General features: G+C 60.0%; 20 protein-coding genes. 9 read left to right on the forward strand and 11 right to left on the reverse strand.

The window, feature by feature from the left end; genetic code table 11:
- Window positions 1-21: 21 nt before the first annotated feature.
- Complete coding sequence (locus AC1ROR_RS02860; protein ID WP_498589161.1) at window positions 22-2,244, forward strand: molybdopterin-containing oxidoreductase family protein; 2,223 nt, start codon at window positions 22-24, stop codon at window positions 2,242-2,244.
- Between the two features lie 58 nt (window positions 2,245-2,302).
- Complete coding sequence (locus AC1ROR_RS02865) at window positions 2,303-2,920, forward strand: NUDIX domain-containing protein (protein WP_035217876.1); 618 nt, start codon at window positions 2,303-2,305, stop codon at window positions 2,918-2,920.
- Window positions 2,921-3,181: 261 nt separating this feature from the next.
- On the opposite strand, the gene AC1ROR_RS02870 is transcribed toward AC1ROR_RS02865, so the two are convergent.
- The 3 genes from AC1ROR_RS02870 to purM form a co-directional block, all read right to left on the reverse strand.
- Window positions 3,182-4,117, reverse strand: a complete 936-nt coding sequence (locus AC1ROR_RS02870; protein WP_498588558.1) for an omptin family outer membrane protease — start codon at window positions 4,115-4,117, stop codon at window positions 3,182-3,184.
- A 131-nt stretch (window positions 4,118-4,248) separates the two neighbouring features.
- Entirely contained in the window at window positions 4,249-4,923 is a 675-nt protein-coding gene (purN, locus tag AC1ROR_RS02875; RefSeq protein WP_080834086.1) for a phosphoribosylglycinamide formyltransferase, read from the reverse strand.
- Window positions 4,920-5,993 carry a phosphoribosylformylglycinamidine cyclo-ligase gene (gene purM / locus AC1ROR_RS02880; RefSeq protein WP_080834088.1) on the reverse strand — a complete coding sequence of 358 codons (1,074 nt, stop codon included), beginning with the start codon at window positions 5,991-5,993 and terminating at the stop codon, window positions 4,920-4,922. Before purM ends, purN begins: the two co-directional genes overlap by 4 nt.
- A 294-nt stretch (window positions 5,994-6,287) precedes the next feature.
- On the opposite strand from purM, the gene AC1ROR_RS02885 reads away from it, so the two are divergent.
- From AC1ROR_RS02885 to ppx, 4 genes are read left to right on the forward strand one after another with little or no spacing between them, the layout of a single operon-like run.
- Window positions 6,288-7,445, forward strand: a complete 1,158-nt coding sequence (locus AC1ROR_RS02885; protein WP_035217867.1) for an AI-2E family transporter — start codon at window positions 6,288-6,290, stop codon at window positions 7,443-7,445.
- Window positions 7,446-7,447: 2 nt separating this feature from the next.
- The gene (gene hdaA, locus AC1ROR_RS02890) at window positions 7,448-8,176 is read left to right on the forward strand and encodes a DnaA regulatory inactivator HdaA (RefSeq protein WP_498588559.1); all 729 of its coding nucleotides are present in this window, start codon (window positions 7,448-7,450) and stop codon (window positions 8,174-8,176) included.
- Window positions 8,177-8,229: 53 nt separating this feature from the next.
- Window positions 8,230-10,476, forward strand: coding sequence for an RNA degradosome polyphosphate kinase (locus AC1ROR_RS02895; RefSeq protein WP_498589162.1), 2,247 nt, complete (start codon window positions 8,230-8,232; stop codon window positions 10,474-10,476).
- Window positions 10,473-11,996, forward strand: coding sequence for an exopolyphosphatase (gene ppx / locus AC1ROR_RS02900; RefSeq protein ID WP_035217861.1), 1,524 nt, complete (start codon window positions 10,473-10,475; stop codon window positions 11,994-11,996). Before AC1ROR_RS02895 ends, ppx begins: the two co-directional genes overlap by 4 nt.
- 402 nt (window positions 11,997-12,398) lie before the next feature.
- On the opposite strand, the gene AC1ROR_RS02905 is transcribed toward ppx, so the two are convergent.
- From AC1ROR_RS02905 to AC1ROR_RS02940, 8 genes are all read right to left on the reverse strand, one after another.
- Window positions 12,399-13,031 carry a DapH/DapD/GlmU-related protein gene (locus AC1ROR_RS02905; RefSeq protein WP_498588560.1) on the reverse strand — a complete coding sequence of 211 codons (633 nt, stop codon included), beginning with the start codon at window positions 13,029-13,031 and terminating at the stop codon, window positions 12,399-12,401.
- Window positions 13,032-13,186: 155 nt separating this feature from the next.
- Window positions 13,187-13,534 carry a hypothetical protein gene (locus tag AC1ROR_RS02910; RefSeq protein WP_498588561.1) on the reverse strand — a complete coding sequence of 116 codons (348 nt, stop codon included), beginning with the start codon at window positions 13,532-13,534 and terminating at the stop codon, window positions 13,187-13,189.
- Window positions 13,535-13,708: 174 nt separating this feature from the next.
- Entirely contained in the window at window positions 13,709-14,056 is a 348-nt protein-coding gene (locus tag AC1ROR_RS02915) for a YunG family protein (RefSeq protein WP_498588562.1), read from the reverse strand.
- Between the two features lie 151 nt (window positions 14,057-14,207).
- Window positions 14,208-15,566 (reverse strand): esterase-like activity of phytase family protein, encoded by a 1,359-nt coding sequence (locus AC1ROR_RS02920; RefSeq protein ID WP_498588563.1) that lies wholly within the window; start codon window positions 15,564-15,566, stop codon window positions 14,208-14,210.
- Between the two features lie 140 nt (window positions 15,567-15,706).
- Window positions 15,707-16,735 carry an adenylate/guanylate cyclase domain-containing protein gene (locus tag AC1ROR_RS02925; protein ID WP_035217846.1) on the reverse strand — a complete coding sequence of 343 codons (1,029 nt, stop codon included), beginning with the start codon at window positions 16,733-16,735 and terminating at the stop codon, window positions 15,707-15,709.
- A gap of 183 nt (window positions 16,736-16,918) precedes the next feature.
- Window positions 16,919-17,527 carry a hypothetical protein gene (locus tag AC1ROR_RS02930; protein WP_498588564.1) on the reverse strand — a complete coding sequence of 203 codons (609 nt, stop codon included), beginning with the start codon at window positions 17,525-17,527 and terminating at the stop codon, window positions 16,919-16,921.
- Between the two features lie 79 nt (window positions 17,528-17,606).
- Window positions 17,607-18,767, reverse strand: coding sequence for a ribonuclease D (gene rnd, locus AC1ROR_RS02935; protein WP_498588565.1), 1,161 nt, complete (start codon window positions 18,765-18,767; stop codon window positions 17,607-17,609).
- Window positions 18,768-18,849: 82 nt separating this feature from the next.
- The gene (locus AC1ROR_RS02940; protein WP_498588566.1) at window positions 18,850-20,121 is read right to left on the reverse strand and encodes an MFS transporter; all 1,272 of its coding nucleotides are present in this window, start codon (window positions 20,119-20,121) and stop codon (window positions 18,850-18,852) included.
- 190 nt (window positions 20,122-20,311) lie between these two features.
- Between AC1ROR_RS02940 and aspS the strand changes: the two genes are divergently transcribed.
- From aspS to AC1ROR_RS02955, 3 genes are all read left to right on the forward strand, one after another.
- Window positions 20,312-22,099 carry an aspartate--tRNA ligase gene (gene aspS / locus AC1ROR_RS02945; RefSeq protein WP_498588567.1) on the forward strand — a complete coding sequence of 596 codons (1,788 nt, stop codon included), beginning with the start codon at window positions 20,312-20,314 and terminating at the stop codon, window positions 22,097-22,099.
- Between the two features lies 1 nt (window position 22,100).
- Entirely contained in the window at window positions 22,101-22,577 is a 477-nt protein-coding gene (locus tag AC1ROR_RS02950) for an FUSC family protein (RefSeq protein ID WP_003496707.1), read from the forward strand.
- 103 nt (window positions 22,578-22,680) lie between these two features.
- Window positions 22,681-24,792, forward strand: a complete 2,112-nt coding sequence (locus AC1ROR_RS02955; RefSeq protein WP_498588568.1) for a methyl-accepting chemotaxis protein — start codon at window positions 22,681-22,683, stop codon at window positions 24,790-24,792.
- Window positions 24,793-24,837: the final 45 nt, after the last annotated feature.

Consider the following 24,837-nt stretch of genomic DNA (forward strand, 5'->3'; position numbering starts at 1 on the left):
TCTCGCTTGCCGATGGTCAGGATGAATATTCTTGATGGACGTCACTTCGGCCTTTTTGCCGCATCGCTGATGCAATATAGAAAAGACATGAACCTTGCGACCCCGATTTCCGCTAAAAACGCCACTCCGAAGGCCGAAACCCGCATCGGCCACACGGTCTGCCCGCACGACTGTCCGAGCGCCTGCGCGCTGGAAGTCGATATCAATGCCGAAGGCCGCATCGGCCGTGTGCGCGGTGCCAATGCCAATACGTACACCGCCGGCGTCATCTGCGCCAAGGTGGCGCGTTACTCCGAACGTATCTATCATCCCGGTCGTTTGCTGACCCCGAAGCGCCGCAAGGGCGCAAAGGGGGCTGGCGACTGGCAGGAGCTTTCCTGGGAAGCGGCGCTGGACGAGATCGCCGACGCCTTCGTCAAGGCGGAAGCCCGGCACGGCGCGGAGGCCATCTGGCCCTATTTCTACGCGGGAACCATGGGGCAGGTGCAGCGCGATTCCATCGAGCGCCTGCGCCATGCCAAGAAATATTCCGGCTTTTTCGGTTCGATCTGCACCAACATGGCCTGGACGGGTTATGTCATGGGCACGGGCGCGCTGCGTGGTCCCGATCCGCGCGAGATCGCCAAAGCCGATGTCGTCGTCATCTGGGGCACCAATGCGGTCGCCACCCAGGTCAATGTCATGACCCATGCGGTCAAGGCCCGCAAGGAACGCGGCGCGAAGATCGTCGTCGTCGATATCTACGACAATCCGACCATGAAACAGGCGGATATGCGCATCGTCGTGCGTCCGGGCACGGACGCCGCGCTTGCCTGCGCCATCATGCACATCGCCTTCCGCGATGGTTATGCCGACCGCGACTACATGGCGCGGTTTGCGGACGATCCGGCCGGACTGGAGGCGCATCTGAAGACAAAAACGCCGCAATGGGCGTCTGAAATCACCGGTCTCTCCGTCGAGGAGATCGAGGATTTCGCAAGGCTCGTCGGGACGACAAAAAAGACCTTCTTCCGTCTGGGTTACGGTTTTGCCCGCCAGCGTAACGGCGCGGTCGCCATGCATGCTGCGCTGTCTATCGCGACGGTTCTCGGCTCCTGGCAATATGAGGGCGGCGGCGCCTTTCATAACAATGGTGATATCTTCCGGCTCAACAAGGCGGAGTTGATGGGCACGGCCTATGCCGACCCTGAGGTGCGCCAGCTCGACCAGTCGCAGATCGGCCGCGTGCTGACGGGTGACGCGGAAGCGCTGCGTCATGGTGGCCCGGTGACGGCGCTGCTCATCCAGAATACCAATCCCGTCAATGTCGCACCCGAGCAGCGGCTGGTGAAGCAGGGTTTCCTGCGCGACGATCTTTTCGTTGCCGTGCATGAGCAGTTCATGACGGAGACGGCTGAAGTTGCCGATATCGTGCTGCCCGCGACCATGTTCCTCGAACATGACGATATCTACCGCGCCGGCGGCCAGAACCACATTCTGCTCGGCCCCAAACTGGTGGAGCCGCCCGAAACGGTGCGCACCAATCTCTTCGTTATCGAAGAACTGGCGAAACGTCTCGGCATCGACCATATGCCGGGCTTTGGCCTTTCGGCCCGCGACCATGTTGACCGCATGTTGAAAGTCAGCGGCTGGGGCGATTTCGACACGCTGGCGGAAGACAAATGGATCGATGCGCAGCCCTCTTTCGAGGTGGCGCATTATCTCGAGGGTTTCGGTTATGGCGACGGAAAATTCCGCTTCAGCCCCGAATGGGCGACAGGGCCTTCTCCCAACCGGCCGCCGAAAAATATCGGCGTGATGGGCCCCGTTTCGCAATTCCCAAAATTCCCGGATCAGGTGGACGTTATCGAAACGGCCGATCAGGATCATCCCTTCCGGCTGGCGACATCGCCGGCGCGCAACTTCCTGAACTCCACTTTCGCGGAAACGAAAACCTCCGTGCAGAAGGAAGGCCGTCCGGAACTGATGATCTGTCCCGAGGACGCCAGCCGCAACGATATTGCCGATGGCGACATCGTGCGCATCGGCAATGGCCGCGGTGACGTGCGGCTCCATGCAAAAATCGTGGAGGGCGCCAGATCCGGCGTTCTGGTCGCCGAAGGGCTGTGGCCGAACAAGGCGCATCTGGACGGAGAGGGCATCAACGTGCTGACCGGCGCCGATGCCGTTGCCCCCTATGGCGGCGCGGCTTTCCACGACAACAAGGTGTGGCTGCGCCGGGAAGATCAGACCAGCGAGACTTGATATTGCGCCGCAACAGGGGCAGGCTCAGATAATTGCACGACAGGCAGGGACATATCCGGTGACACAGACGCAAGCGAAGAACATTCCGGCCGATACGGATGCGGGCAGAATTCGGCTGGTGGAAAAAGAAACCGTCTGGAAGGGCTTCGTGCATATGCAGAAGCTCGTTTTCGACCAGCGCATGCCGGATGGCAAAACGATCCGCATCGTGCGTGAAGTTCACGACCATGGCAGCGCCGCCGCCATCCTGCTTTACGATCAAAAACGCGACAGTGTGGTGATGGTGCGCCAGTTCCGCCCCGCCGCCTTCGTGAATGGCGATCAGAGCTTCATGATTGAAGTGCCGGCGGGACTTCTCGACGACGACAACGCCGCCGACGCCATTCGCCGCGAGGCGATGGAGGAATCCGGCTATGCGGTCGAGAAAGTTGACTACCTCTTCGACATGTATGCCAGCCCGGGAACACTGACGGAAAAAGTCAGCCTCTTCGTCGCCCGCATCGATCTCGACGTACAGGCCGGCGAGGGCGGCGGGCTGGAAACCGAAGGCGAGGATCTGGAAGTTCTGACCTACGGGCTGGACGAAGCCTTCGCGATGATCGCATCGGGTGAAATCACCGATTCCAAGACGATTATTTTGCTGCAATGGGCGATGTTGAATCGCACCCGGCTTTGACGTCGGTTTGATATGCGTGAGGGTCGCAGCACTCGCGACGAAATCGGCTACTTGCGACCCTTGTTTTTCCAGGCATTGATCCGATCCAGGGCCGCTTGTTTTCGTTGCGCCCGTTCTGCCCTTGTTGCGGCGATGAGAACTCGCCGGGCTTGGAGATCATTTGCCTTCACAAGATGCACCACAACCTCGTTTGTATTTCCCGACGATAGGCGAGGAGCAGGCTTGGCCAAGTAAGCTTATGGGGCGGGTGTCGCTGTCGGCTCAAAACCTTCCCTTGATGCCAGCCCCCACGAAAATCGACTGCAAGTCACCGCCGCCGGCATTTTTCTCCGATGACAGGTTTCCAGCGCCTGCGCCGCTATAGTGAGTGTCTCCGCGACCGAGGCTGGTGTAGTCATACGCGCCGTCGAGATAGATCGAGGCGTTCTCCGTCAGGTCATAGGCAACGCCCGCCTTTACCCCGAACATGCCGGCAACGTCGAATTTGTCGGTGAAGCGCATGTCGCGCATCCAGTGGTCGTCCGTGGCCTTGGCATAGACCATTGCGCCGCCCTCCACACCGGCATTGAGCGACCAGTTGCCGAACCTTTGGCCGCCCGTCAGGTTACCGTAGAAAACCGGGATTTGCTGGCGGTATGTTATCCCTTTCTCACCGTCGTTGAATTTGATGCTCAAATCCCTTCGCGAGAAAAGACTGTAAACGGCGCTGCCGCCATAGGCCGACCATTGCACATCCGTATAGCGAAAACCGACGCCGGCGCTGAGATATTGCTGCGGATCGTCCAGCAACATGCGATTGAGTTCGAGGCTTCCCGAAAAATAATGGTCGAGCCGCGTATCGTCATGCTGGGAACGGTGGCTCCAATTGTCCTTGGAGCTATCTCTGGAAAAAGGCCAAACCCAGTCATAGTCGGTCATATAGCCGTCGCCCTCGAAGCCGACGCGGCCTTCGGCCTTCACCCGCCAGCCGGGCGCAAGCTCAAGCCCGAGTGAGCCTCGCAGCGCCATGGCGTTTTTTGTTTCCCATTCGAGTTCGCTTAGCTTGCTACCGCCGATATGGACCGTTTCCGTCGCTTTGAGATTGAGAACGCCGGCATCGAGCGAAGCAGTGATGCCACCCTGTTCAGCGGCAAGCGGCAGGCTTGTGCCTATCAGCAAGAGGGCCGAAAGCGGAAGGGGAAATCTCAAAAACAGCATAATCGCTCCTGAATGACCGGAGGGCCTGAAATATGGGCCGTTGCGGGCATTAAAGGTGATTATGGTAAATGATTGGTTTATTTTGCCGAAAATACCATTTTAGGCATTTTTGTACTTTAGAAATACCTCTATCAAGACGCAGAAATCAGATTGGTATATTCAGATTTACTTGCGCCGTCCGTAATGACGGCTCTGCCGCCCTCCATCCGCACCTTGCCTTCCGCAAGCAGCTTCAGGGCCAGCGGATAAAGCTGGTGCTCGACGGTCAGAATCCGAGCCGCGAGTGTGTCTGCCGTATCGCCGGACATGACCGGCACCGCGCCCTGTGCAATCGTCGGGCCTTCATCCATGCCTTCGGTGACGAAATGCACGGTGCAGCCGGAAATCTTCATGCCGCTGTCGATGGCGCGCTGGTGGGTGTGCAGCCCGGGGAAAAGCGGCAGCAGGGAAGGGTGGATATTGATGATGCGACCTTCATAGGGAGCGATGAAGTCTCCCGAGATCAGCCGCATGTAACCGGCAAGACAGATGATGTCAGGTGCAATCTCGCCAAGCGCAGCCAGGATGGCACCCTCATGCTCGGCCTTGCTGGCATAGGTCTTGCGCTCGAAGACCAGCGTGGGAATGCCCAGCTCCCGTGCCTTTTCCAATCCGCCCGCCGAGGCCTTGTCCGATATCACGCAGACGATTTCCGCCGGGAAATCCACCGCCTGACAGGCCTTGGCCAGCGACACCATGTTGGAGCCGCCGCCGGAGATGAAAACGACGACACGTGCGCGGCTGGACGGGAGCGCGGCACTCATCATAGGCTGAGAGCGCCCTTGTAGATCGTGCCGTGCGCGCCCTCTTCGCGGGCCACCATGCGGCCGAGCGGGAAAACGGTCTCGCCTTCCGCTGTTAGGGCGTTCGTGACCTTCTCGGCATTTTCAGCCGAAACGACCACGATCATGCCGACGCCGCAATTGAAGGTTCGCAGCATTTCCTTGGCTTCGACGCCGCCGGTTTTTGCCAGCCACGAAAAGACGGCCGGAACCTTGATCGCGTCGAGATCGATTTCAGCTGCGAGATGCTTGGGCAGAACGCGCGGAATATTCTCCGGGAAACCGCCGCCGGTAATATGCGCCAGTGCCTTCAGCGCGCCGGTCTCGCGGATCGCCTTCAAAAGCGGCTTCACATAGATGCGGGTCGGCGTCAGCAGCGCTTCGCCGAGCTTCTTGCCGTCGGCGAAGGGGGCAGGGGCGTCCCAGGCGAGGCCGGAGATGGATACGATCTTGCGCACCAGCGAGAAACCGTTCGAGTGCACGCCGGAGGATGAAAGCCCGAGAATGACGTCGCCTTCGGAAATATCACCGGCCGGCAGAAGCTGGCCGCGTTCGGCAGCACCCACGGCAAAGCCTGCGAGATCGTAGTCGCCGTCGGAATACATGCCGGGCATTTCAGCGGTTTCGCCGCCGATCAGCGCACAGCCGGATTCGCGGCAGCCGGCGGCAATGCCGGAAACGATCGCCGCACCCTGGTCGGGGTCGAGCTTGCCGGTGGCGAAATAATCGAGGAAGAACAGCGGCTCCGCGCCCTGGACGACGAGATCGTTGACGCACATGGCGACGAGATCGATGCCGACGGTGTCATGATAGTCAGCATCGATGGCGATCTTCAGCTTGGTGCCGACGCCGTCATTGGCGGCCACCAGAACCGGATCGGTGAAGCCCGCGGCTTTCAAATCGAACAGGCCGCCGAAGCCGCCGATTTCGCCATCCGCACCGGGACGCCGCGTTGAACGCACCGCCGGTTTGATCTTTTCGACCATCAGGTTGCCGGCGTCGATATCCACACCTGCGTCACTATAGGTAAGACCGTTCTTGCCCGACTGGCTCATGGCTCTCGTCTCCGCTGGTTCCTTTGGCGTCGCCATTCGCACGGCACGGGGCCTGATGCAAGGGTTTGCGTGGCAAAAGCTCCGGTTTTTAACGGCTTTGCGAAGGTTTGACATTTTACCTGCCTCGGGTTTCTGGACCGGGAATGGTCCGTGCAGGCTTGAAAACGGGCCCTCGATGCACCTGTCCGGCGCCTGCCTGCCAGACGCTGCCGGATTGCCGGTCTTGACCATGTGCACATGCGCATCCTATCTCCATCATGGGCGGTTAAGGGACGGCGACAAGAGGATGAACGGATGCAACCCCATGTGAGTGGTACGAACCTGCGCCGACAGGTGTTTTTCTGGATCGGCGTGCTTGCCGTCTTTATCCTTTTCCTGATGGTCTTCAGCTCCATTCTCCTGCCTTTCGTGGCGGGCATGGCGCTTGCCTATTTTCTCGATCCGGTCGCCGACTGGCTGGAACGGCGCGGCCTCAGCCGGTTGATGGCAACCGTCGTCATTCTCGTTTCCTTCGTGCTGATCTTCGCGCTGTCGCTCATCATCATCATTCCGGTGATTGCCGCCCAGGCGTCGGAATTCATCACCCGAATCCCGCAATATATATCGTCCCTGCAGCAGCTGATCGCGGGTGCGGATACCAACCTCCTGCCTGATTGGGTGAGCAGCCAGATCAACTCGGTGAAGGAGAATTTTTCAAAGCTCCTGACGGAGGGCGCCGGCTTTATCGGCACCCTGCTGACGCAGATATGGAATTCCGGCAAATCGCTGGTCGACGTCGTGTCGCTGCTGGTCGTCACGCCCGTCGTCGCTTTCTATCTGCTGCTCGACTGGGACAGGATGATCGACAAGGTCGACAGCTGGATACCGCGCGACTACGTGCATACCGTCCGCCAGATCGCCCGCGACATGGACAATACGATTGCCGGTTTCGTGCGCGGGCAGGGGTCGCTCTGCCTTATCCTCGGCGTTTATTATGCTGTCGGCCTGTCGCTGGTGGGCCTCAATTTCGGCCTGCTGATCGGCCTTTTCTCCGGCCTCATCAGCTTTATCCCCTATATTGGTTCGATGGTCGGCCTCATCCTCGCCGTCGGCGTCGCCATCGTGCAGTTCTGGCCGGACTATATTTATGTCTTTCTGACGCTTGCCGTGTTCTTCTCCGGCCAGTTCATCGAGGGCAACATCCTCCAGCCGAAGCTCGTTGGCAAAAGCGTCGGCCTGCATCCGGTGTGGCTGATGTTTGCCCTGTTCGCCTTCGGCGCGCTTTTCGGCTTTGTCGGCCTTCTGGTTGCGGTGCCGGCCGCGGCGGCAGTCGGCGTGCTTGTCCGCTTCGCCTTGTCGCGGTATCTTGAAAGCGATCTTTACCACGGACACGCCGCCAACCTTCCGTGGGAGGCCAACCCTGCCTTGGAAGAAAGGGAAACGTCCTCCACCAAGGCGGACGGTCAGGGCTGACGATGACTGACCAGATCAAAACCGACAACGCCCGGTCGAAGGCCGAGCAGCTGCCGCTCGTATTTTCGCACCAGGCCGCCTCCGGCAGGGAAGACCTTCTCGTATCCGCTTCGCTCGAGGCTGCGGTCAGCCTCGTTGATGAATGGCCGAACTGGCCGTCGCCCGTGGTTGTGCTCGCCGGGCCGCCGGGTTCGGGGAAGTCGCACCTTGCCAATATCTGGAAAAACATCAGCGGCGCCGTGGAAATCCACCCGCAGGTCGGTGCGGATGCCGCGCGAGCGGCCGAGAGCGCACCGGTGCTTTTCGAAGATGCCGATCGCCGCGGTTTCGACGATACCGAACTCTTCCACGTCATCAACAGCGTGCGCCAGCACGGCAAGACGCTTTTGATGACCAGCCGACAATGGCCGGCCGCATGGCCGGTGACGCTGCCGGATCTGCGTTCGCGTCTCAAAGCCGTAACCGTGGTGGAGACCGGCGAGCCGGACGAGGGGCTTCTGGCACAGGTGCTGATGAAACTCTTCGCCGACCGTCAGCTTTACATGGATGACAAACTCATAGGTTACATCGTCAATAGAATGGAGCGTTCGCTCGATACGGCGCAGACGATCGTGGACCGGATCGACAGGCTGGCGCTCTCGCGTGGAACAAGGATTACCCGTCCGCTGGCGGCGGAAGTTCTCAACGCGATGGAAAGCGCAGCGGCGGGCGGGGGACTGGACGGCGATTGACTGTCACAGTTCCGTCGTCAAACTGTTATACGGGCAAGAAGGACGATCACGCGATGCAGCAGGATCACGGGACGGAATTAGGTCAGGGGATGGAACAGGGCATGGACGCAGTAGCGCAGGACAATTTGGACAAGGTTCAGCCGGTGATCGAGGGCGAGAACCTCTGGGACAGCCCCGCCCGTTTCATCAACCGCGAATTCTCCTGGCTCCAGTTCAACCGCCGTGTTCTTGAAGAAACGCTGAATACGGATCACCCGCTTCTGGAGCGGCTGCGTTTTCTCTCCATCTCCGCCGCCAATCTTGACGAGTTCTTTATGGTTCGCGTCGCCGGCCTTGAAGGGCAGGTGCGCCAGAAGATCACGGTCAAGACGCCCGATGGCAAGACGCCGGCCGAGCAGCTGGAAGACATTCTGAAGGAAATCGACAATCTGCAGATGGAGCAGCAGGCCTCGCTTGCCGTTCTGCAGCAATATCTCGCCAAGGAAGACATCTTCGTCGTGCGCCCTGCGGCACTTTCCGATGCGGATCGGACCTGGCTGGGCACCGAATTCGAGGAACGCATTTTCCCGGTGCTGACGCCGCTGTCCATCGACCCTGCGCACCCGTTCCCCTTCATTCCGAACCTCGGCTTCTCCATGGGCCTGCAGCTCGACAGCGTCAATGGCCGCGAGCCGATGACCGCGCTTCTGCGCCTGCCGCCGGCGCTCGACCGTTTCGTGCGTCTGCCGGATGACAGGAACGCCATCCGCTACATCACGCTTGAAGATGTGGTGGGCCTGTTCATTCACCGGCTTTATCCCGGCTATACGGTGCGTGGTTTCGGCACCTTCCGCATCATCCGCGACAGCGATATCGAAGTGGAGGAAGAGGCGGAAGATCTGGTCCGTTTCTTTGAAAGCGCCCTGAAGCGCCGCCGCCGCGGCTCCGTCATCCGCATCGAGACTGACAGCGAAATGCCGCAGTCGCTGCGCCAGTTCGTGGTGCATGAACTTGGCGTGCCGGATAATCGCGTCGCCGTTCTGCCCGGCCTTCTCGCGCTCAACACCATTTCGGAAATCGTGCGCGCGCCGCGCGACGACCTGAAATTCGAACCCTACAACGCCCGTTTCCCCGAGCGTGTGCGCGAACATGCCGGCGATTGCCTTGCCGCCATTCGCGAAAAGGACATGGTGGTTCACCACCCCTATGAAAGCTTCGACGTGGTCGTGCAGTTCCTGCTGCAAGCCGCACGCGACCCCGAAGTGCTCGCCATCAAGCAGACGCTCTATCGCACCTCCAATGACAGCCCGATCGTTCGCGCGCTGATCGATGCGGCCGAAGCGGGTAAATCCGTCACCGCGCTTGTCGAGCTGAAGGCACGTTTCGATGAAGAAGCCAATATCCGCTGGGCGCGCGACCTGGAGCGGGCCGGCGTGCAGGTGGTGTTTGGCTTCATCGAACTGAAGACCCATGCCAAGATGTCGATGGTGGTGCGCCGCGAGGACGGCAAACTCCGGACCTATTGCCACCTCGGCACCGGCAACTATCACCCGATCACGGCCAAGATTTACACCGACCTTTCCTTCTTCACCTGCAACCCGAAGATCGCCCACGACATGGCGAATATCTTCAACTTCATCACGGGTTATGGTGAGCCGGAAGAGGGCATGAAGCTTGCCATTTCGCCCTATACGCTGCGCTCGCGCATCGTGAAGCACATCAATGAAGAGATCGAACACGCCAAGCGCGGTGCGCCGGCGGCGATCTGGATGAAGATGAATTCGCTGGTCGACCCTGAAATCATCGATTCCCTTTACCGCGCCAGCGCGGCTGGCGTCGAGATCGATCTCGTCGTGCGCGGCATCTGCTGCCTGCGCCCGCAGGTGGCGGGACTGTCGGACAATATCCGCGTCAAATCGATCGTCGGCCGCTTCCTCGAACACAGCCGCATCTTCTGCTTCGGCAATGGTTTCGGCCTGCCTTCCGACAAGGCGCTGGTCTATATCGGCTCGGCCGACATGATGCCGCGTAACCTCGACCGCCGTGTCGAAACCTTGGTGCCGCTCACCAACCCCACCGTGCACGAGCAGGTTCTTTCACAGATTATGCTGGGCAATCTCATTGACAACCAGCAGAGCTACGAGATACTTGCGGACGGAACGTCGAGGCGCATCGAGGTGCGTAAAGGCGAAGAACCGTTCAACGCGCAGCACTATTTCATGACCAATCCCAGCCTTTCCGGACGTGGTGAAGCCTTGAAATCCAGTGCGCCCAAATTGATTGCCGGGTTGATTTCGTCCCGCAAGAAACAGGCTGAATGACTCGATCAGAAGCACAGGGGCGGCTGACCGGCCTTGCCCCCGTTTCCGTCATAGATATTGGTTCGAACTCCGTTCGTCTCGTCGTATATGAAGGCCTCTCCCGCGCGCCCGCCGTGCTGTTCAACGAAAAGGTCCTTTGCGGTCTTGGCAAGGGGCTGGCGCTGACGGGCCGCATGCATGAGGAAGGTGTTGGCCGGGCATTGATGGCCCTGCGGCGCTTCCATGCGCTTTCCGAACAGGCGCAGGCGCAGCAGCTCTACGTGCTGGCGACGGCGGCGGCGCGTGAAGCGGAAAACGGTCCGGATTTCATCCGCGAAGCCGAAGCGATCCTTGGTTGCGAGATCGAGGTGCTGTCAGGCGAGAAGGAAGCGCTTTATTCCGCCTATGGCGTTATCAGCGGTTTCCACGAGCCGGATGGTATTGCCGGCGACCTGGGCGGTGGTTCGCTTGAACTCATCGACATCAGGGGCAAAAGCTGCGGCGAGGGCATCACCCTGCCGCTCGGCGGCCTGCGACTGTCGGAGCAATCGGACGGCTCACTGGAAAAAGCCGCGACCATTGCCAGAAAACACGTCAAATCCTTCGCAAAACTTCTGGCGGCCGGCGAGGGGCGTACCTTTTATGCCGTGGGCGGCACATGGCGAAATATCGCCAAGCTGCACATGGAAATCACCGGCTATCCGCTGCACATGATGCAGGGTTACGAATTACCGCTGGAAGAAATGCTGAATTTTCTGGAAGAGGTTATCGTCTCCAGGGACAGCAAGGACCCGGCCTGGCAGGCGGTCTCCAAGAACCGCCGTTCGCTGCTGCCCTTCGGCGCCATCGCCATGCGCGAAGTTCTGAAGGTCATGAAACCGGCAAAGATCGCCTTCTCGGCGCAGGGCGTACGCGAAGGTTATCTCTATTCGCTCCTGACTGAGACCGAGCGGGATTCCGATCCGCTGCTGGTCACGGCCGACGAACTTGCCATTCTGCGCGCCCGTTCGCCTGAACATGCGCGTGAACTGGCGGACTGGAGCGGCCGCACCTTTCCGGTCTTCGGCATTGAAGAGACGGAAGAGGAAAGCCGTTACCGGCAGGCGGCCTGCCTTCTGGCCGATATCAGCTGGCGCGCCCATCCGGACTATCGTGGCCTGCAGGCATTGAACATCATCGCCCATTCCTCCTTCGTGGCGATCACCCATCCGGGCCGCGCCTATATCGCGCTTGCCAATTATTACCGTTTCGAGGGGCTGAACGATAACGGCACCACCCAACCGCTCGCCGCCATGGCGGGCGATCGCCTGCTGGAGCTGGGGAAGCTTCTCGGCGGCCTGCTGCGCGTCGTCTACCTCTTCTCGGCCTCGATGCCTGGCGTCGTCGACCACCTTAAATTCCGCAAATCCACCAATCCGGATGTGGATCTGGAATTCGTCGTACCGCACGACTATTGCGATTTCGCTGGTGAGCGTCTGGACGGACGTTTGCAGCAGCTTGCGAAGCTGACGGGCAAGCGATTGGCGTTCGTATTTGAGTAGCGAACGGATGTCAGCTTTCCGTAAATCAATGTAATGAATTGATCACGGCTATCGTGACAAGAGAATTCAATATTATACTCAATCAACAAGGGCTTCTAACCAGTTAGTTTTGCGATGACGCAAGAAAATTCCCCAGTTGTGCGGCGTATGGTGGCACTCATCAAGATCGTGTGGGTGGTGTCGATTATCGTTGCAGCAACCACCGTGGGAGCTTTGATTGGCTGGGAGCATCATGGATTTGTTGGAGCGTTAGTTCTTGGATTCGTCGGCTTCATTATTGGCGGCTTCCTAAGTTCGCCTTCTCTGCTTTTGCAACTGATAACTTAATGTTTCGCCAACCCGAGCCGCTTCGCATCAAGTTGTTTTCAACGCTTTCCGTCAGAACCGGTGCTGCGGCGTACGCTATGACCAGCGCTCGCAAAAGGCTTCTATATCGCTCGACTGAAAGTCGGAAAGCCGCGCCATGATCGTTTCGAATGGCCATTCCCACCACGCGATTGATGCAAGCTTTTCCGCGATGGATCGCGAAAATCGTTCGCGAATGATCTTCGCGGGAACGCCGCCGACGATGGTGTAGGGCAGCACATCTTTGGTGACGACCGCGCCCGCGGCGAGCACTGCCCCGTCTCCAACAGTGACACCCGGCAAGACGATAACCCCGTGACCGATCCAGACATCGTGACCGATGACGGCGCGGTCCTCCCTGCGCCGGTCGAAAAAGGCGTCATCGCGCACGGCATCCGCAGAATAATATTCAGGGCAATAGCTGAAACGGTGCATGGATGGCCGGTCCATCGGATGGTTCGGAGCGCCTATCCTGACCCCTGCGGCGATGGCGCAGAATTTTCCGGTCGTTGCATCGCCCACCATGCAACGGGGGCCAAGATAGGAGTAATTGCCGAGTTCGGCATTGTGCAGGGAGGTGTCAGCCAGAATTTCGCAGCATTCGCCGACGCTTGAATTTCTTATGCTCGCCGTCGCATGGATGACGGTCTCAGCGATTTTCGGGCGCTTGATCTGTGCGGTCGAATCCATTCCAGCCTCCGGATTTGCGCCTGCTTAACCGGTGATGATGAAGGTGCTGTGACGTGGAGTGGTCAAAGGAGTCCGGCCGGGCCGGGCATCCTTTCTAAAACGCAGATCACGCGCGATACCGCGTGACGCGAAATCCTGTCTTCACGCGGAATGTATCACTTGCCGGGGACACCCGCCGTGGCAAGCGTTTTCTTCCAGTAGTGGTCGGATATGTTTTGCGCGTTCCGAATGATGTGGCCGGCGATTTCGGGGTCTCCGCCCTCGAAGGTTTTCGGGTCGGCGCCGCATAACATCAGGAAGAGCTGCTGATGGGCGACGGCGGCAAAATAGTCGTGGGGCGGCGGCTGCATGTCTGAATCCAAGGCCCGGAATGCCTCAGTGACCTCTTTGCTGGCGCGTTCGAGCGCTGCGTGAATGGTGGCCATCATCGCTGCCTCCGTGCGCTCCAATATGGCCTGTACCTGCCGTTCCGCCGGTGTCAGGACCGGGCAACTCTCACTCATCGAATATCTCTCCTGTCGGTGCAACCATTCCACCGGGCGATATTATCGCAAGGATTGTGTCTGCTTTGCGGGAAAGATTGAAATCGTGGTCCTGAAACGCAACACGCTGGCTGACCACCGTGCCGCGATGCGTGGATCGAAACGGCAATGGGCTGGCACTGCTTTGCAAACGGCTCAGCCGTGCCCGAGCGCCTTGCGGATGCAGGCGCTGAGATAGGCATATTGCAACGGCGTTATCGTCGCCATGGCTTCCGTGCGGCTGGCAAGCCTGTCCTGATAGCCGACCGGAATATCGAACTGGCTGAAGGTGAAATCCCAGCGAATATCCTCGATGATATTGTAAAAATGGTCCGCGCCGCTGACGGCGGTTTTGGCGAGTTCGCCACCGAAAATATCCTGAATCACCAGCGCTGTGACGCCGCCCTGTCCCCGGGCGGGATTTTCGCGCGACCAGAGGGTGCTGGTCTCGCCCGACCAGCTTTTCCTTAAGGCATAATAGAGTCGTTCGGCATGGTCCTGCATGTGGGTCTTCCCTGTTTCGGAACCGCGTTCCGGGTCAGGCATGGTCAGAGGAGAAACGGAGCGCCGCGCAGCCTGAGAAGGCTGTGGGACGCTCCGACCGTTGAATTCGCACCAGGTGCGGACGGTACCGGAATGGATTCCGGCACCTTTTTTACTTCGCGTCGAGCAGGTCCTTGACCTCAAGCAGGACGAACTCGTTGTCATCGGCCTTGTCCAGCGCACGGCCGGCGGAGAAGGGCAGGTTGTTGTCGTTGCCGACGATGATATGCGTGGCGTCAACGCGATCGACATTCTCGATGGTGACGAAAGGCATGTCGTAGAAACCGTTGCTGCCGCCCTGACGCTTCTTGTTATCAGGATCGGAGATTTTCAGCAGATCGATATAGCCGATCTTGCGCGCGGCCTTGCCGACATTGGCGTCATTGAACTCGATCTTGTAGATGCGCTTGACCTTGGAGGGCACGGCAAAGCAGTTTGCTTCCGGCTTCTTCGGGTCGGCGCAGGCCTTGTCGGCGGTGCCGGCGCCATTGTCACGCTCGATGACCAGCGCCGTGCTGTCGTCCAGCATATTGAAGTCGCCGATGGCTTCGCCGCCTTGGGCCAAGGGGTAAAGCCAGGTGCGGCCGGTCCATTCCTTCTTGGCGGTGTCGAGTTCGATGATGCGCAGTGCGGTCGAACCGTCTTCGGTTTTCTCCACCTGGCCGTCGGCGGTGTAGAGCGGGCCTTCGAGAAGGCCATAGAGCCTGGAGCCATCCTTGGAGAGCGCCATGCCTTCATAACCGCCTGAACGCTTCAGGTTGAAAGCCGGCATTTTCTGTGTCGGGTTGCCGGGCAGTGCCAGGGTCGGATGATCCGGGGACTTCACCTCGATGTCGCCAGCCTTGGTGGTAATGACGTCGGTCAACTTGCCGTCGCGGGTGAATTTCAGGATGTAAGGCCCGAATTCCTCGCCCACCCAGAAACCATCGGCAACCGGCTGAATGGATTCGACGTCGAAATCCGCACCCGTCAGGTAACGCTTGCTCGAGCCTTCCAGAACGATCGGGAAGGGGGCCTTCATATCAGGGTCGGAGAGGAACACGGTTTCAAGCGCATTGACCTTGCCGGCGTCCCAGTCGAATTTCAGGTGGTGAAGCATCAGCATGGCGTCGCTGGAATTGAGCTTGGAACCGAAACCATTGTCGGAAAGGCTCCAGAAGCTGCCATCGGGCATGGCCTTGATGCCGGAAAAGCCCTGCATGGGCTGGCCGTTGAACGGCATGGAAAGGCCGGTCAGCCGCACACCGTCCTTGCCGGGCACGGTGCCGAGACCTTCAGCGCGCTTGCGGTCGGCCGTCGTGAACTTGGCGGAGGTCTTGAGGTGCTCCGGCGCATCGGCGGGTGCTGCGATGATGGTATTGGCCGGCAGAATGGCGTGGGAGACCAGCTTTGCCGGAAACTCCTTCTCAGCCGCATGCGAAGCGGTAGCGAGCGCAAGAAGAGCGCAGGATGCGAAAAGAACGTGCTTCATGATGGAGACCCCTCATTTCCTGTTGAAGACAGGATTGAGGCGATATGGTCGTCGCATGACAGGCAGGTGATTGTCGTTTGAAGCTTTGATGAATTTTGATGACGATGCCCTAAAAAGCCAGTATCGCCCCGCGTCTTGGCTTAAGCAGCAGGGGCCTGATACTGGCTGAGCGTACACACGCCGAGCGTCTGGCCGCGGCCCTTGACCGCGTGTTCGCCGAGATATTCGCTGCGCACGCCCTTGGGAAGCACAAGCTGATGCGCAAGATCGGCGGAAATCAGCACGGGGTGCCCCAGCATCTTGCTCAGCGATTCGAGCCGTGAGGTGGTGTTCACCGTGTCGCCGAAATAGGTGATCTTGTGATGGTCAACGCCGATTTCAGCGGTGATGACCGGTCCGCCATGGATGGCGAAGCGCAGGCGCGGCACTTCGCCGAAGCGGGCAAGCCACATATCGCGATTGCTTTCGATGGTCGCCTGGACGTCGAAAACGCAGCGCACGCAGGCCGCCCGCCTTATCGCCATGTGATAGGGCCAGGTGATGATGGCGGCGTCACCGATATAGTCGTCGATGACACCGCCGTGTTTTCTGACCGGCGCGGCATAGCTTGCGAAGATTTCACCGAGAAACTCCTGCGCCTTCAGGTCACCATGGGTTTCGGCGAAGGAGGTGGAGCCGACGAGATCGATAAAGATGAAGACCCGGTCTTCGCTCACCGGGCGTCTGTAGCGCCCGAGAATAAGGTCGATGAAGATATCGCGGCCGAGAAGCTCACGCACGCGCATGATGAAAACGATGATGCCGCAGACGATGAGGGTAAAGACGAGGGTTTGCACCTCGGCATGCACCGCCCGCTTCCAGGTGCCGGGAAATATCCCGCTGAGCCACAGGATCGTGCCGCCAAGCCCGAAGCCGCAAAAGACGAGGATGGCGTAGATGATGAGGCCGACGGCGATATAGGCCGGTGTCGGCAGGGCGCTGACCTGCCGCGACAGGCCCGGCATGATGTAGCCGCGCTCGAAAGCAAGGATGGGCGTGCAGGCGAACAGCGCATAGGTAGCACCGATCAGCGCGCCGCCGCCATATTCCAGAAGCGCATAGGCCACGCCGCTGCCGGCCACGGCAACGAAGAGCACCACGTAATCCAGAATGGGCAGCAATTTTCTCATATCGGTTCTTGATCTCGGGAAGGGAAGCCCGCCGTTCCCGCCGGGCGAAGCTTCTGTTCAGGTCATATGCGACATTAATGCGGAAAATGCGCTGCAAAAAGTGACCTTTCGGTAAGGTCACATGAAGGATTGGAAAGGTTGTTGCCCTGTTGCCGCAAAACGGGTGCTGATACCGCGCTACGTCTAATAGGATGTTCTGTAATAGACTGTTTCAAGCGGGGATTGCGGTCGGTCGTCCGGCGAGCGGTTCGACCATTTGATTGGAAAGGCGGCAAAGCGCAGCCGATTGCCCTCTATCCATGCCCGGTCGAACAGGGTTTCTCCTCTGCCGGCGAAAGTGATTGCAGCGCAGGTTTTGCCGTCGACATCGAAAGGAATATTCTCTTTCCAGCCGCTCAGGCCACAACCGGTGCCTTTCGGGTCGCCATTATAATGGTCGACGACAGCGGGGTCGTTCGGCGTCATGGTGATCGAGGTGACGGTATGGGCAAACAGCAGGCTGTCATGGTCTTTCAGCCCGCCATCCAGCGCGCCTTCGTAACGCACCTGCACCGTGGGCTGCTGGCAGCTGTTGCGGGCGTAGATCTGCGAGACGGCATGTATGCTTTCGCCACGTATCGTGATGCGCGTAACGATGCCGTGCCGGTCATTCTTGCCGATCTTCAGACAGTCGGTCGTCCATTCTCCCTGAAGATCGACCTTGCCATCGTCGGCGTGGCTGCTTGCGGGAGCAGGGAGGATGCCTGCGACCGCCACGGAGGCGGCCACCAGAAGCGTGCTGGCAGGTTTCATGGCAATACCCTCAAAGCGCAACTATCGGCACAGAGATGGAATGCGATGCGGGCGAAATTACGGTCCGGCGTGCGGGCGATTACGGCTCGCTCGCTGCCACCTCAACCGCCTCGACCTTCTTGCCGGCAAAACGCAGCGCCACTTCGCCGTTGATGAGTTTCAGCGCCACATCACCGAAGAGTTCCCGCCGCCAGCCGGTCAATGCGGCCACGCTCGCCTTCTCGCCCTCCGAGGCGATCTTGTCCAGATCCTCGCTATTGGCGATGACCTTGGCGGCGACGCCATGCTTGTCGGCGGTCAGCTTCAGGAGGACCTTCAGCAGTTCCACGGCAGCACCCGAGCCTTCCGGCGCGTGGCTGTGACGCGGTGCCTTCGGCATGTCTTCCTTGGGAAGCGCCAGCGCCGCATTCACGGTTTCGATAATCGCCGTGCCAGAAGCGGAACGCTCCCAGCCCTTCGGGATGGTGCGAAGCCGCGACAGGGCCTCGGCATCCTTCGGCTGCTGCTGGGCGATTTCGAAGATCGCATCGTCCTTCAGCACGCGTGAACGCGGCACGTTGCGCGACCGCGCCTCACGCTCGCGCCAGGCGGCGACGAATTTGAGGATCGCAAGTTCCGTCGGCTTGCGCAGACGCGATTTCAGCCGCAGCCACGCATCGTCGGGATGCATGTCGTAGGTATCGCGCGATTCGAGAATGTCCATCTCTTCGGTCAGCCACAGCGAGCGGCCTTCGCGCTCCAGCTGCGCCTTCAGCGCCAGATAGACATCGCGCAGATGGGTCACGTCGGCCAGTGCGTAGTCCAGCTGCTTGTCGGTCAGCGGGCGGCGGCTCCAGTCGGTGAAACGTGAGGATTTGTCGATCTGCACATTCTTGATCTTCTGCACCAGCTGGTCGTAGGAGATCGAATCGCCGAAACCGCAGACCATGGCGGCGACCTGGGTGTCGAAGATCGGATGCGGAATAAGCCCGCCGAGATGGTAGATGATTTCGATATCCTGGCGCGCGGCGTGGAAAACCTTCACGACGGCAGGATTGGCCATCAGCTCGAAAAGCGGGGTCAGGTCGAGACCCTTGGCGAGCGGATCGACCAGCACCTCGAGCGTCGGGCTCGCCATCTGCACAAGGCAGAGTTCCGGCCAGAAGGTCGTTTCCCGCAGAAATTCGGTGTCGATGGTGATGAATTCCGATTTCGCCAGTTCCGTGCAGGCTTCGGCGAGGGCGGCAGTCGTTTCAATCATTGCAAATGGCCACTCGTGAAAATTATCCGTCTTACTTTCCCTTTGCCGGGCGCATGTCAATACAAAGCCCGCTTTTGAAGGCTTAAGGATCGTTTTTCTCGGGCGGATTTGGCTCCTGCCCGTCCTTTTTGGGCGGCGGGGGCGCGGCGAGCTTCTGGAAATAGGCGGATGTGCGCAAAAGCGAGCGGAACCGCCAGTTCCTCTCCTCCACGGGAACGCCCTCGCGCATCCGCAGCCGGTATATGGTGTAGGCGATGAAAACGATCTGGATCGCGGCCGTATAGCTGAACAGCGCTTTCGGACCGAACTGGTCGATCAGCACGGAGGCAAGCAGCGGCCCGACGGTTGCGCCCACCGACCAGAAGAACAGCAGCCCGGCGGAAACCATCGCATGTTCGCCCTCCTTGGCATGGTCGTTGCCGTGAGCGGAACTCAACGAATAGAGCGGCAGGGCGAAGGCGCCGAAGATGAAGACGCCGATGATGTTGCTCCACTCATCCGTGCCGGCAAAGAAGGCGAGAAACAGGCCGACGATCACCGACCCGGCCGTGGTGGCGAGAATGATGATGCGCCGGTCGTAGCGGTCGGAATAGACGCCGAGCGGATATTGCAGCACCACACCGCCGATGATGCCGGCGCTCATGAAGGTGGCGATGGCGGTAACGGAAAGCCCGATCTGTTCGGCATAGATCGGGCCGATATTGCGAAACGCCGCCATGCTGAGGCCGACGGCCACGCAGCCGACCACGGCAAGCGGCGAGATGCGCCAGACCGCGAAAAGATTGAAAGGAATCTGTTTCGGCGGCGCGGGGTTGGATTTGTCGGCAAGCGAGATCGGCACCAGCGACAGCGTGAGCGCCATGGCGATCAGCGAAAACACCACCGGTCCGTCAATGCCGGCGACGGGAATGATATATTGTGCGAGCGTCACGGAGCCGAGATCGACGAAGCGATAGATGGAGAGCGTGCGCGCCCGGTTGGAATTCGTCACCTGCGCGTTGATCCAGCTTTCTATCGCCGCGAAAAGACAGGCGACAGCAATGCCGATGACGAAACGCATCAGCATCCAGAACAGCGGATGAATGACCAGCGGTATGGCGATCGACGCGGCCGACGCGACGGCCGCCATGGTGGCGAAGGTGCGGATATGGCCGATCTTGCGCAGAAGCCGCGTCACCGAAATGCAGCCAAGCGCAAATCCGATGCTGTAGGCGGCGCTGATGAGGCCGATGGTGCTGGCCGAAAATCCTTCGGAGAGGCCACGCAAGGCGATATAGGTTCCCTGCAGGCCGTTACCGCCGATCAGAATGCCGGCGGTGACGAGAAGCGGGATAAGAGGTCTGATCTGGCTCATTGCGGGCCGACTCGGTTTGGCGGGCTGATTAGGACTATCTAAAGCCAAGGAGGGGGAAAGGACAGCCAGAAGGCGACATTGTTGTGCTTTGCCTTGACAAATCAGGCTGGCCATGCGCTTTTCCGGCAAATTTCGACAGTGCCGCCCATCTGGCCTCCATCAGGCCCACGACACGTTCCAGGATAAAAAAATGCATCGTTACCGCAGCCACACCTGTGCCGCTCTCCGCAAGTCCGACGTCGGCGAAACCGTTCGCCTTTCCGGTTGGGTTCATCGCGTGCGAGATCATGGCGGCGTTCTCTTCATCGACCTTCGCGACCATTACGGCATCACCCAGGTGGTGGCCGATCCTGACAGCCCGGCCTTCAAGGTTGCCGAGACGGTTCGCGGTGAATGGGTCATCCGCATCGATGGCCTCGTCAAGGCGCGCTCGGAAGACACCGTCAACAAGGGCATGGCGACCGGCGAGATCGAGCTTTATGCGCAGGAAATCGAGGTTCTCGGCGTTGCCAAGGAACTGCCGCTGCCGGTCTTCGGCGAGCCTGACTATCCTGAAGACGTTCGCCTGAAATACCGCTTCCTCGATCTTCGCCGCGAAACGCTGCACAAGAACATCGTCAAGCGCACGCAGATCATTTCCGCCATGCGCACCGGCATGGCCGATGCCGGCTTTGCCGAATATACGACGCCGATCCTCACCGCTTCCTCGCCGGAAGGCGCGCGCGACTTCCTCGTGCCCTCGCGTATCCATGAAGGCAAGTTCTTCGCGCTGCCGCAGGCGCCGCAGCAGTATAAGCAGCTTCTGATGGTGGCCGGTTTCGACCGTTATTTCCAGATCGCGCCGTGCTTCCGCGATGAAGACCCGCGCGCTGACCGCCTGCCGGGCGAGTTCTACCAGCTCGACGTCGAAATGAGCTTCGTGACCCAGGAAGATGTCTGGACCACGATGGAGCCGATGATGACGGCCGTGTTCGAGAAATTCGCCGAAGGCAAGCCGGTTACGAAACAGTGGCCGCGCATTCCCTATGACGAGGCGATCCGCAAATATGGTTCCGACAAGCCGGACCTGCGCAACCCGATCGTCATGGAAGCCGTGACCGAACATTTCGACGGTTCGGGTTTCAAGGTCTTCGCCAACATGATCGCTTCCAACCCCAAGGTTCAGGTCTGGGCCATTCCGGCCAAGACCGGCGGTTCGCGCGCTTTCTGCGACCGCATGAACGCATGGGCGCAGTCTCAGGGCCAGCCCGGCCTCGGCTACATCTTCTGGAAGGAAGAGGAAGGCAAGGTCGGCGGTTCCGGTCCGCTCGCCAAGAATATCGGCGAAGAACGCACCGAGGCGCTGCGCCAGCAGCTCGGCCTTGAGGCAGGCGATGCCTGCTTCTTCGTCGCCGGCGATCCCGCCAAGTTTTACAAGTTTGCCGGTGAGGCGCGCACCCGCGCTGCCGACGAGCTGAACCTGATCGACCGCGACCGTTTCGAAATGTGCTGGATCGTCGATTTCCCCTTCTTCGAATATAACGAGGAAGAAAAGAAGATCGACTTCGCCCATAACCCCTTCTCCATGCCGCAGGGCGGTCTGGAAGCGCTGGAAGGGCAGGATCCGCTCTCCATTAAGGCGTTCCAGTATGACGCGGTCTGCAACGGCTTCGAAATCGCCTCCGGCTCGATCCGTAACCAGTCGCCTGAGCTGATGGTCAAGGCTTTCGAAAAGGTCGGCCTGTCGCAGAGCGATGTGGAAGAGCGCTTCGGCGGTCTCTACCGTGCCTTCCAGTACGGCGCGCCTCCGCATGGCGGTTGCGCATTCGGCATCGACCGCGTGGTCATGCTGCTGGTTGGCGCGAAGAACCTGCGCGAAATCACGCTGTTCCCGATGAACCAGCAGGCACAGGACCTCCTGATGAACGCGCCGTCGCCGGCAACGCCGACCCAGCTTCGTGAGCTGGCGCTGCGCGTCGTTCCGTCCAAGAAGGACTGATATGGTGAAGACGCTGCTCGACCGGGTTCGTGCAGCCTTCACCCGTGCATTGGCGGCCGCACTTGCGGCCGCTTTTGCGTTCTGGGTCGCGCATCGGTGGCTGGGCCATCCGCAACCCGTCTTTGCCGCAATCAGCGCGCTTATCTGCCTTGCTCCGGGAATTCCAAGCCATGTTCGCCAGGGCCTTGGCCTGATGGTTGGTGTCACCATCGGCATTCTCGTCGGGGAGATTGCGCTCCTCGTCCCGCATGATGTTGCTGAAATCCGGCTGGCCTCGGCGACCTTCATCGCCATGATCCTCGCCTCCATGTTCGGCCTGCCGCCGGTCGTGCCGATACAGGCTGGCGCCTCGGCCATGCTGGTGCTTTTGATGGGGCCGCAGGCTGCCGGTTTTGTCCGTTTTGTCGATGTGATCGTGGGTGTGGCGACCGGTGTGGCCGTAGCGCTCGTCTTCTTTCGCGAGCGGCTGAAGCTCTAGCGGTCTTGTCATAAAACCTTAATTAAACTGACAAATCCGGTAGATGAGTTCTTAAACCTTCTCAATCATTCATCCCATCGTGAAATCTGCAAACGAGGGTTGAATGTTTTCGCTGATCTCGACGTTTAGAATTGCGCATCGCGTATCCATGCTCGCACTGGCTGCGCTGTGCGGGATCGCCGTCATCGCGGGCATGCTGCTCTGGCAAAGACAGATGGAGGCGCGTTATCGTGTCGCCGAAGAGACGCTGATCGAGCGGGACGGGGTGCTGGCGGCGCTGGAGGACGGTTTGCATGAAAGCCGTCTTCATCAGAGAGATTTTCTGCTGACCCGCGATATGAAATCCGTTGCGCGGTTTGACCAGACGATGGATCAGGTCCGGCAGTCTTTGAACCATCTCGCAGACGAGGCCACACCGCAGACCCGGACGCGGCTCGAAGCGCTCGCGCAGGGTGCTGCTGCCTATTCCGACCGCATGAAGGCGCTGGTCGCCAAGAATGCGGAACTGGGCCTCACGCCGACAGAGGGCCTTGAGGGCGCCATGCGCAATGGCGTGCATTCCATCGAAAAGCTCATCGACACCGTCGCCAATGCCGAAATCCGTGCCAGCATGCTGATGATGCGCCGGCATGAAAAGGATTTCATTTTGCGGCGCGATGAAGCCTACACGGGCAAACATGCCGCCGAGGTGGAAACCTTCAAGGCGCTGGTGAAGCAGGAATACCGGCCGGGCGCGGAGCGCCAGCGCATCATGGATGCTCTGGAAATTTACACTGCCTCCTTCCGCTTTTATGCGCAGGCCGTGCTGGAGGAGCAGAAGGCGCGCGAAACGGTCGCCACTGCGTATAATGCGCTGCTGCCCGTTGTCGCGGATATTTCCACGGCCTATCAGCAGGAGCGGGAAGCCAGCGCGCTGAAAAATCAGACTGCGGCGGAAACAACCGTTTCCATCGTTGTCGCGCTTATCGCGCTCGCCGTTATCAGCCTTTTTGCCGGAGTTTATCTCATTGGCCGTTCGATAACCCGTCCAGCCACCGCCATTACCGGCGCGATGCGTCGTCTGGCGGGAGGTGAGACGGAGCTCGACGTCCCCGGCCTTCGCCGCAGTGACGAGTTTGGCGCCATGGCGCAGGCGCTTGAGGTTTTCCGGCAGGCGGCCATCGCCAAGATAGAGCTGGAGACCGAAGCCCTTGTCGCCCGCCGGCAGGCCGAAGAGGAAAAAGCGCGGTTCCAGCGCGAGGCGGAGGCCGAGGCGAAGACGCGGCTGATGCAGGCGACGACGGGACTTGCGGCGGCGCTGCATCGCCTTGCCGCCGGCGACCTCTCCTTCGAACTCCATGAGCCTTTCGCCCCGGATTTCGAAGCCCTGCGCCACGATCTCAACCGGACGATCCGCCAGCTCGATGTCGCCATGTCCGGTGTCGTGCAGTCGAGCGTGGCGATTGATGGCGGCAGCCAGGAGATCAGCCAGAGCGCTGCCGATCTCGCCCGCCGCACCGAGCAGCAGGCCGCCTCGCTGGAGGAAACCGCTGCCGCGCTGGATGAATTGACAACGAATATCCGCATTTCGGCGGAGCGTGCGGTGGAAGCCCGCGCGGTCGCCCATTCGGCAGACGAGGACGCCAGCCGCACGGCCGATCTCGTTGTCGATACGATCATGGCGATGGAAAAGATCGAACAGTCATCGGGCAAGATCGGAAGCATCATCAGTGTCATCGATGAGATTGCCTTTCAGACCAATCTTCTTGCACTCAATGCCGGTGTCGAGGCGGCACGTGCGGGCGAGGCGGGACGCGGTTTCGCCGTCGTTGCCCAGGAAGTGCGGGAACTGGCGCAACGCTCCGCAAAGGCGGCCGCCGAGATCAAGGTGCTCATTCGCAACTCCGGTACGGAGGTAAAGGACGGTGCGCGTTTCGTGCGCGAAACAGGGGCCGCCCTCTCGCGTATCGGCGGCTCGGTCAAGACAATCAACGATCATATCGAGGCGATCGCCGTCGCCACGAAGGAGCAGTCGCTCGGACTTTCCGAAATCAACGCCACCGTCAACCACCTGGATCAGGGCACGCAGCAGAACGCCGCCATGGTCGAGGAAAACAATGCCGCCAGCGCCATGCTGGCCGGCGAGACGGCGCGGCTGAAGGAACTGGTCTATCAATTCCAGCTGAGCGAGACGGACGTGCAGATGCAGAGGATGAGCCAGCGCGAAGCGGCCTGATATAGGTCCAGCCATTGAAAAGCGGGTGCGCAACTTGCCGCCCGC

This window comes from Agrobacterium sp. GW821-FHT14E08 (assembly GCF_058803865.1).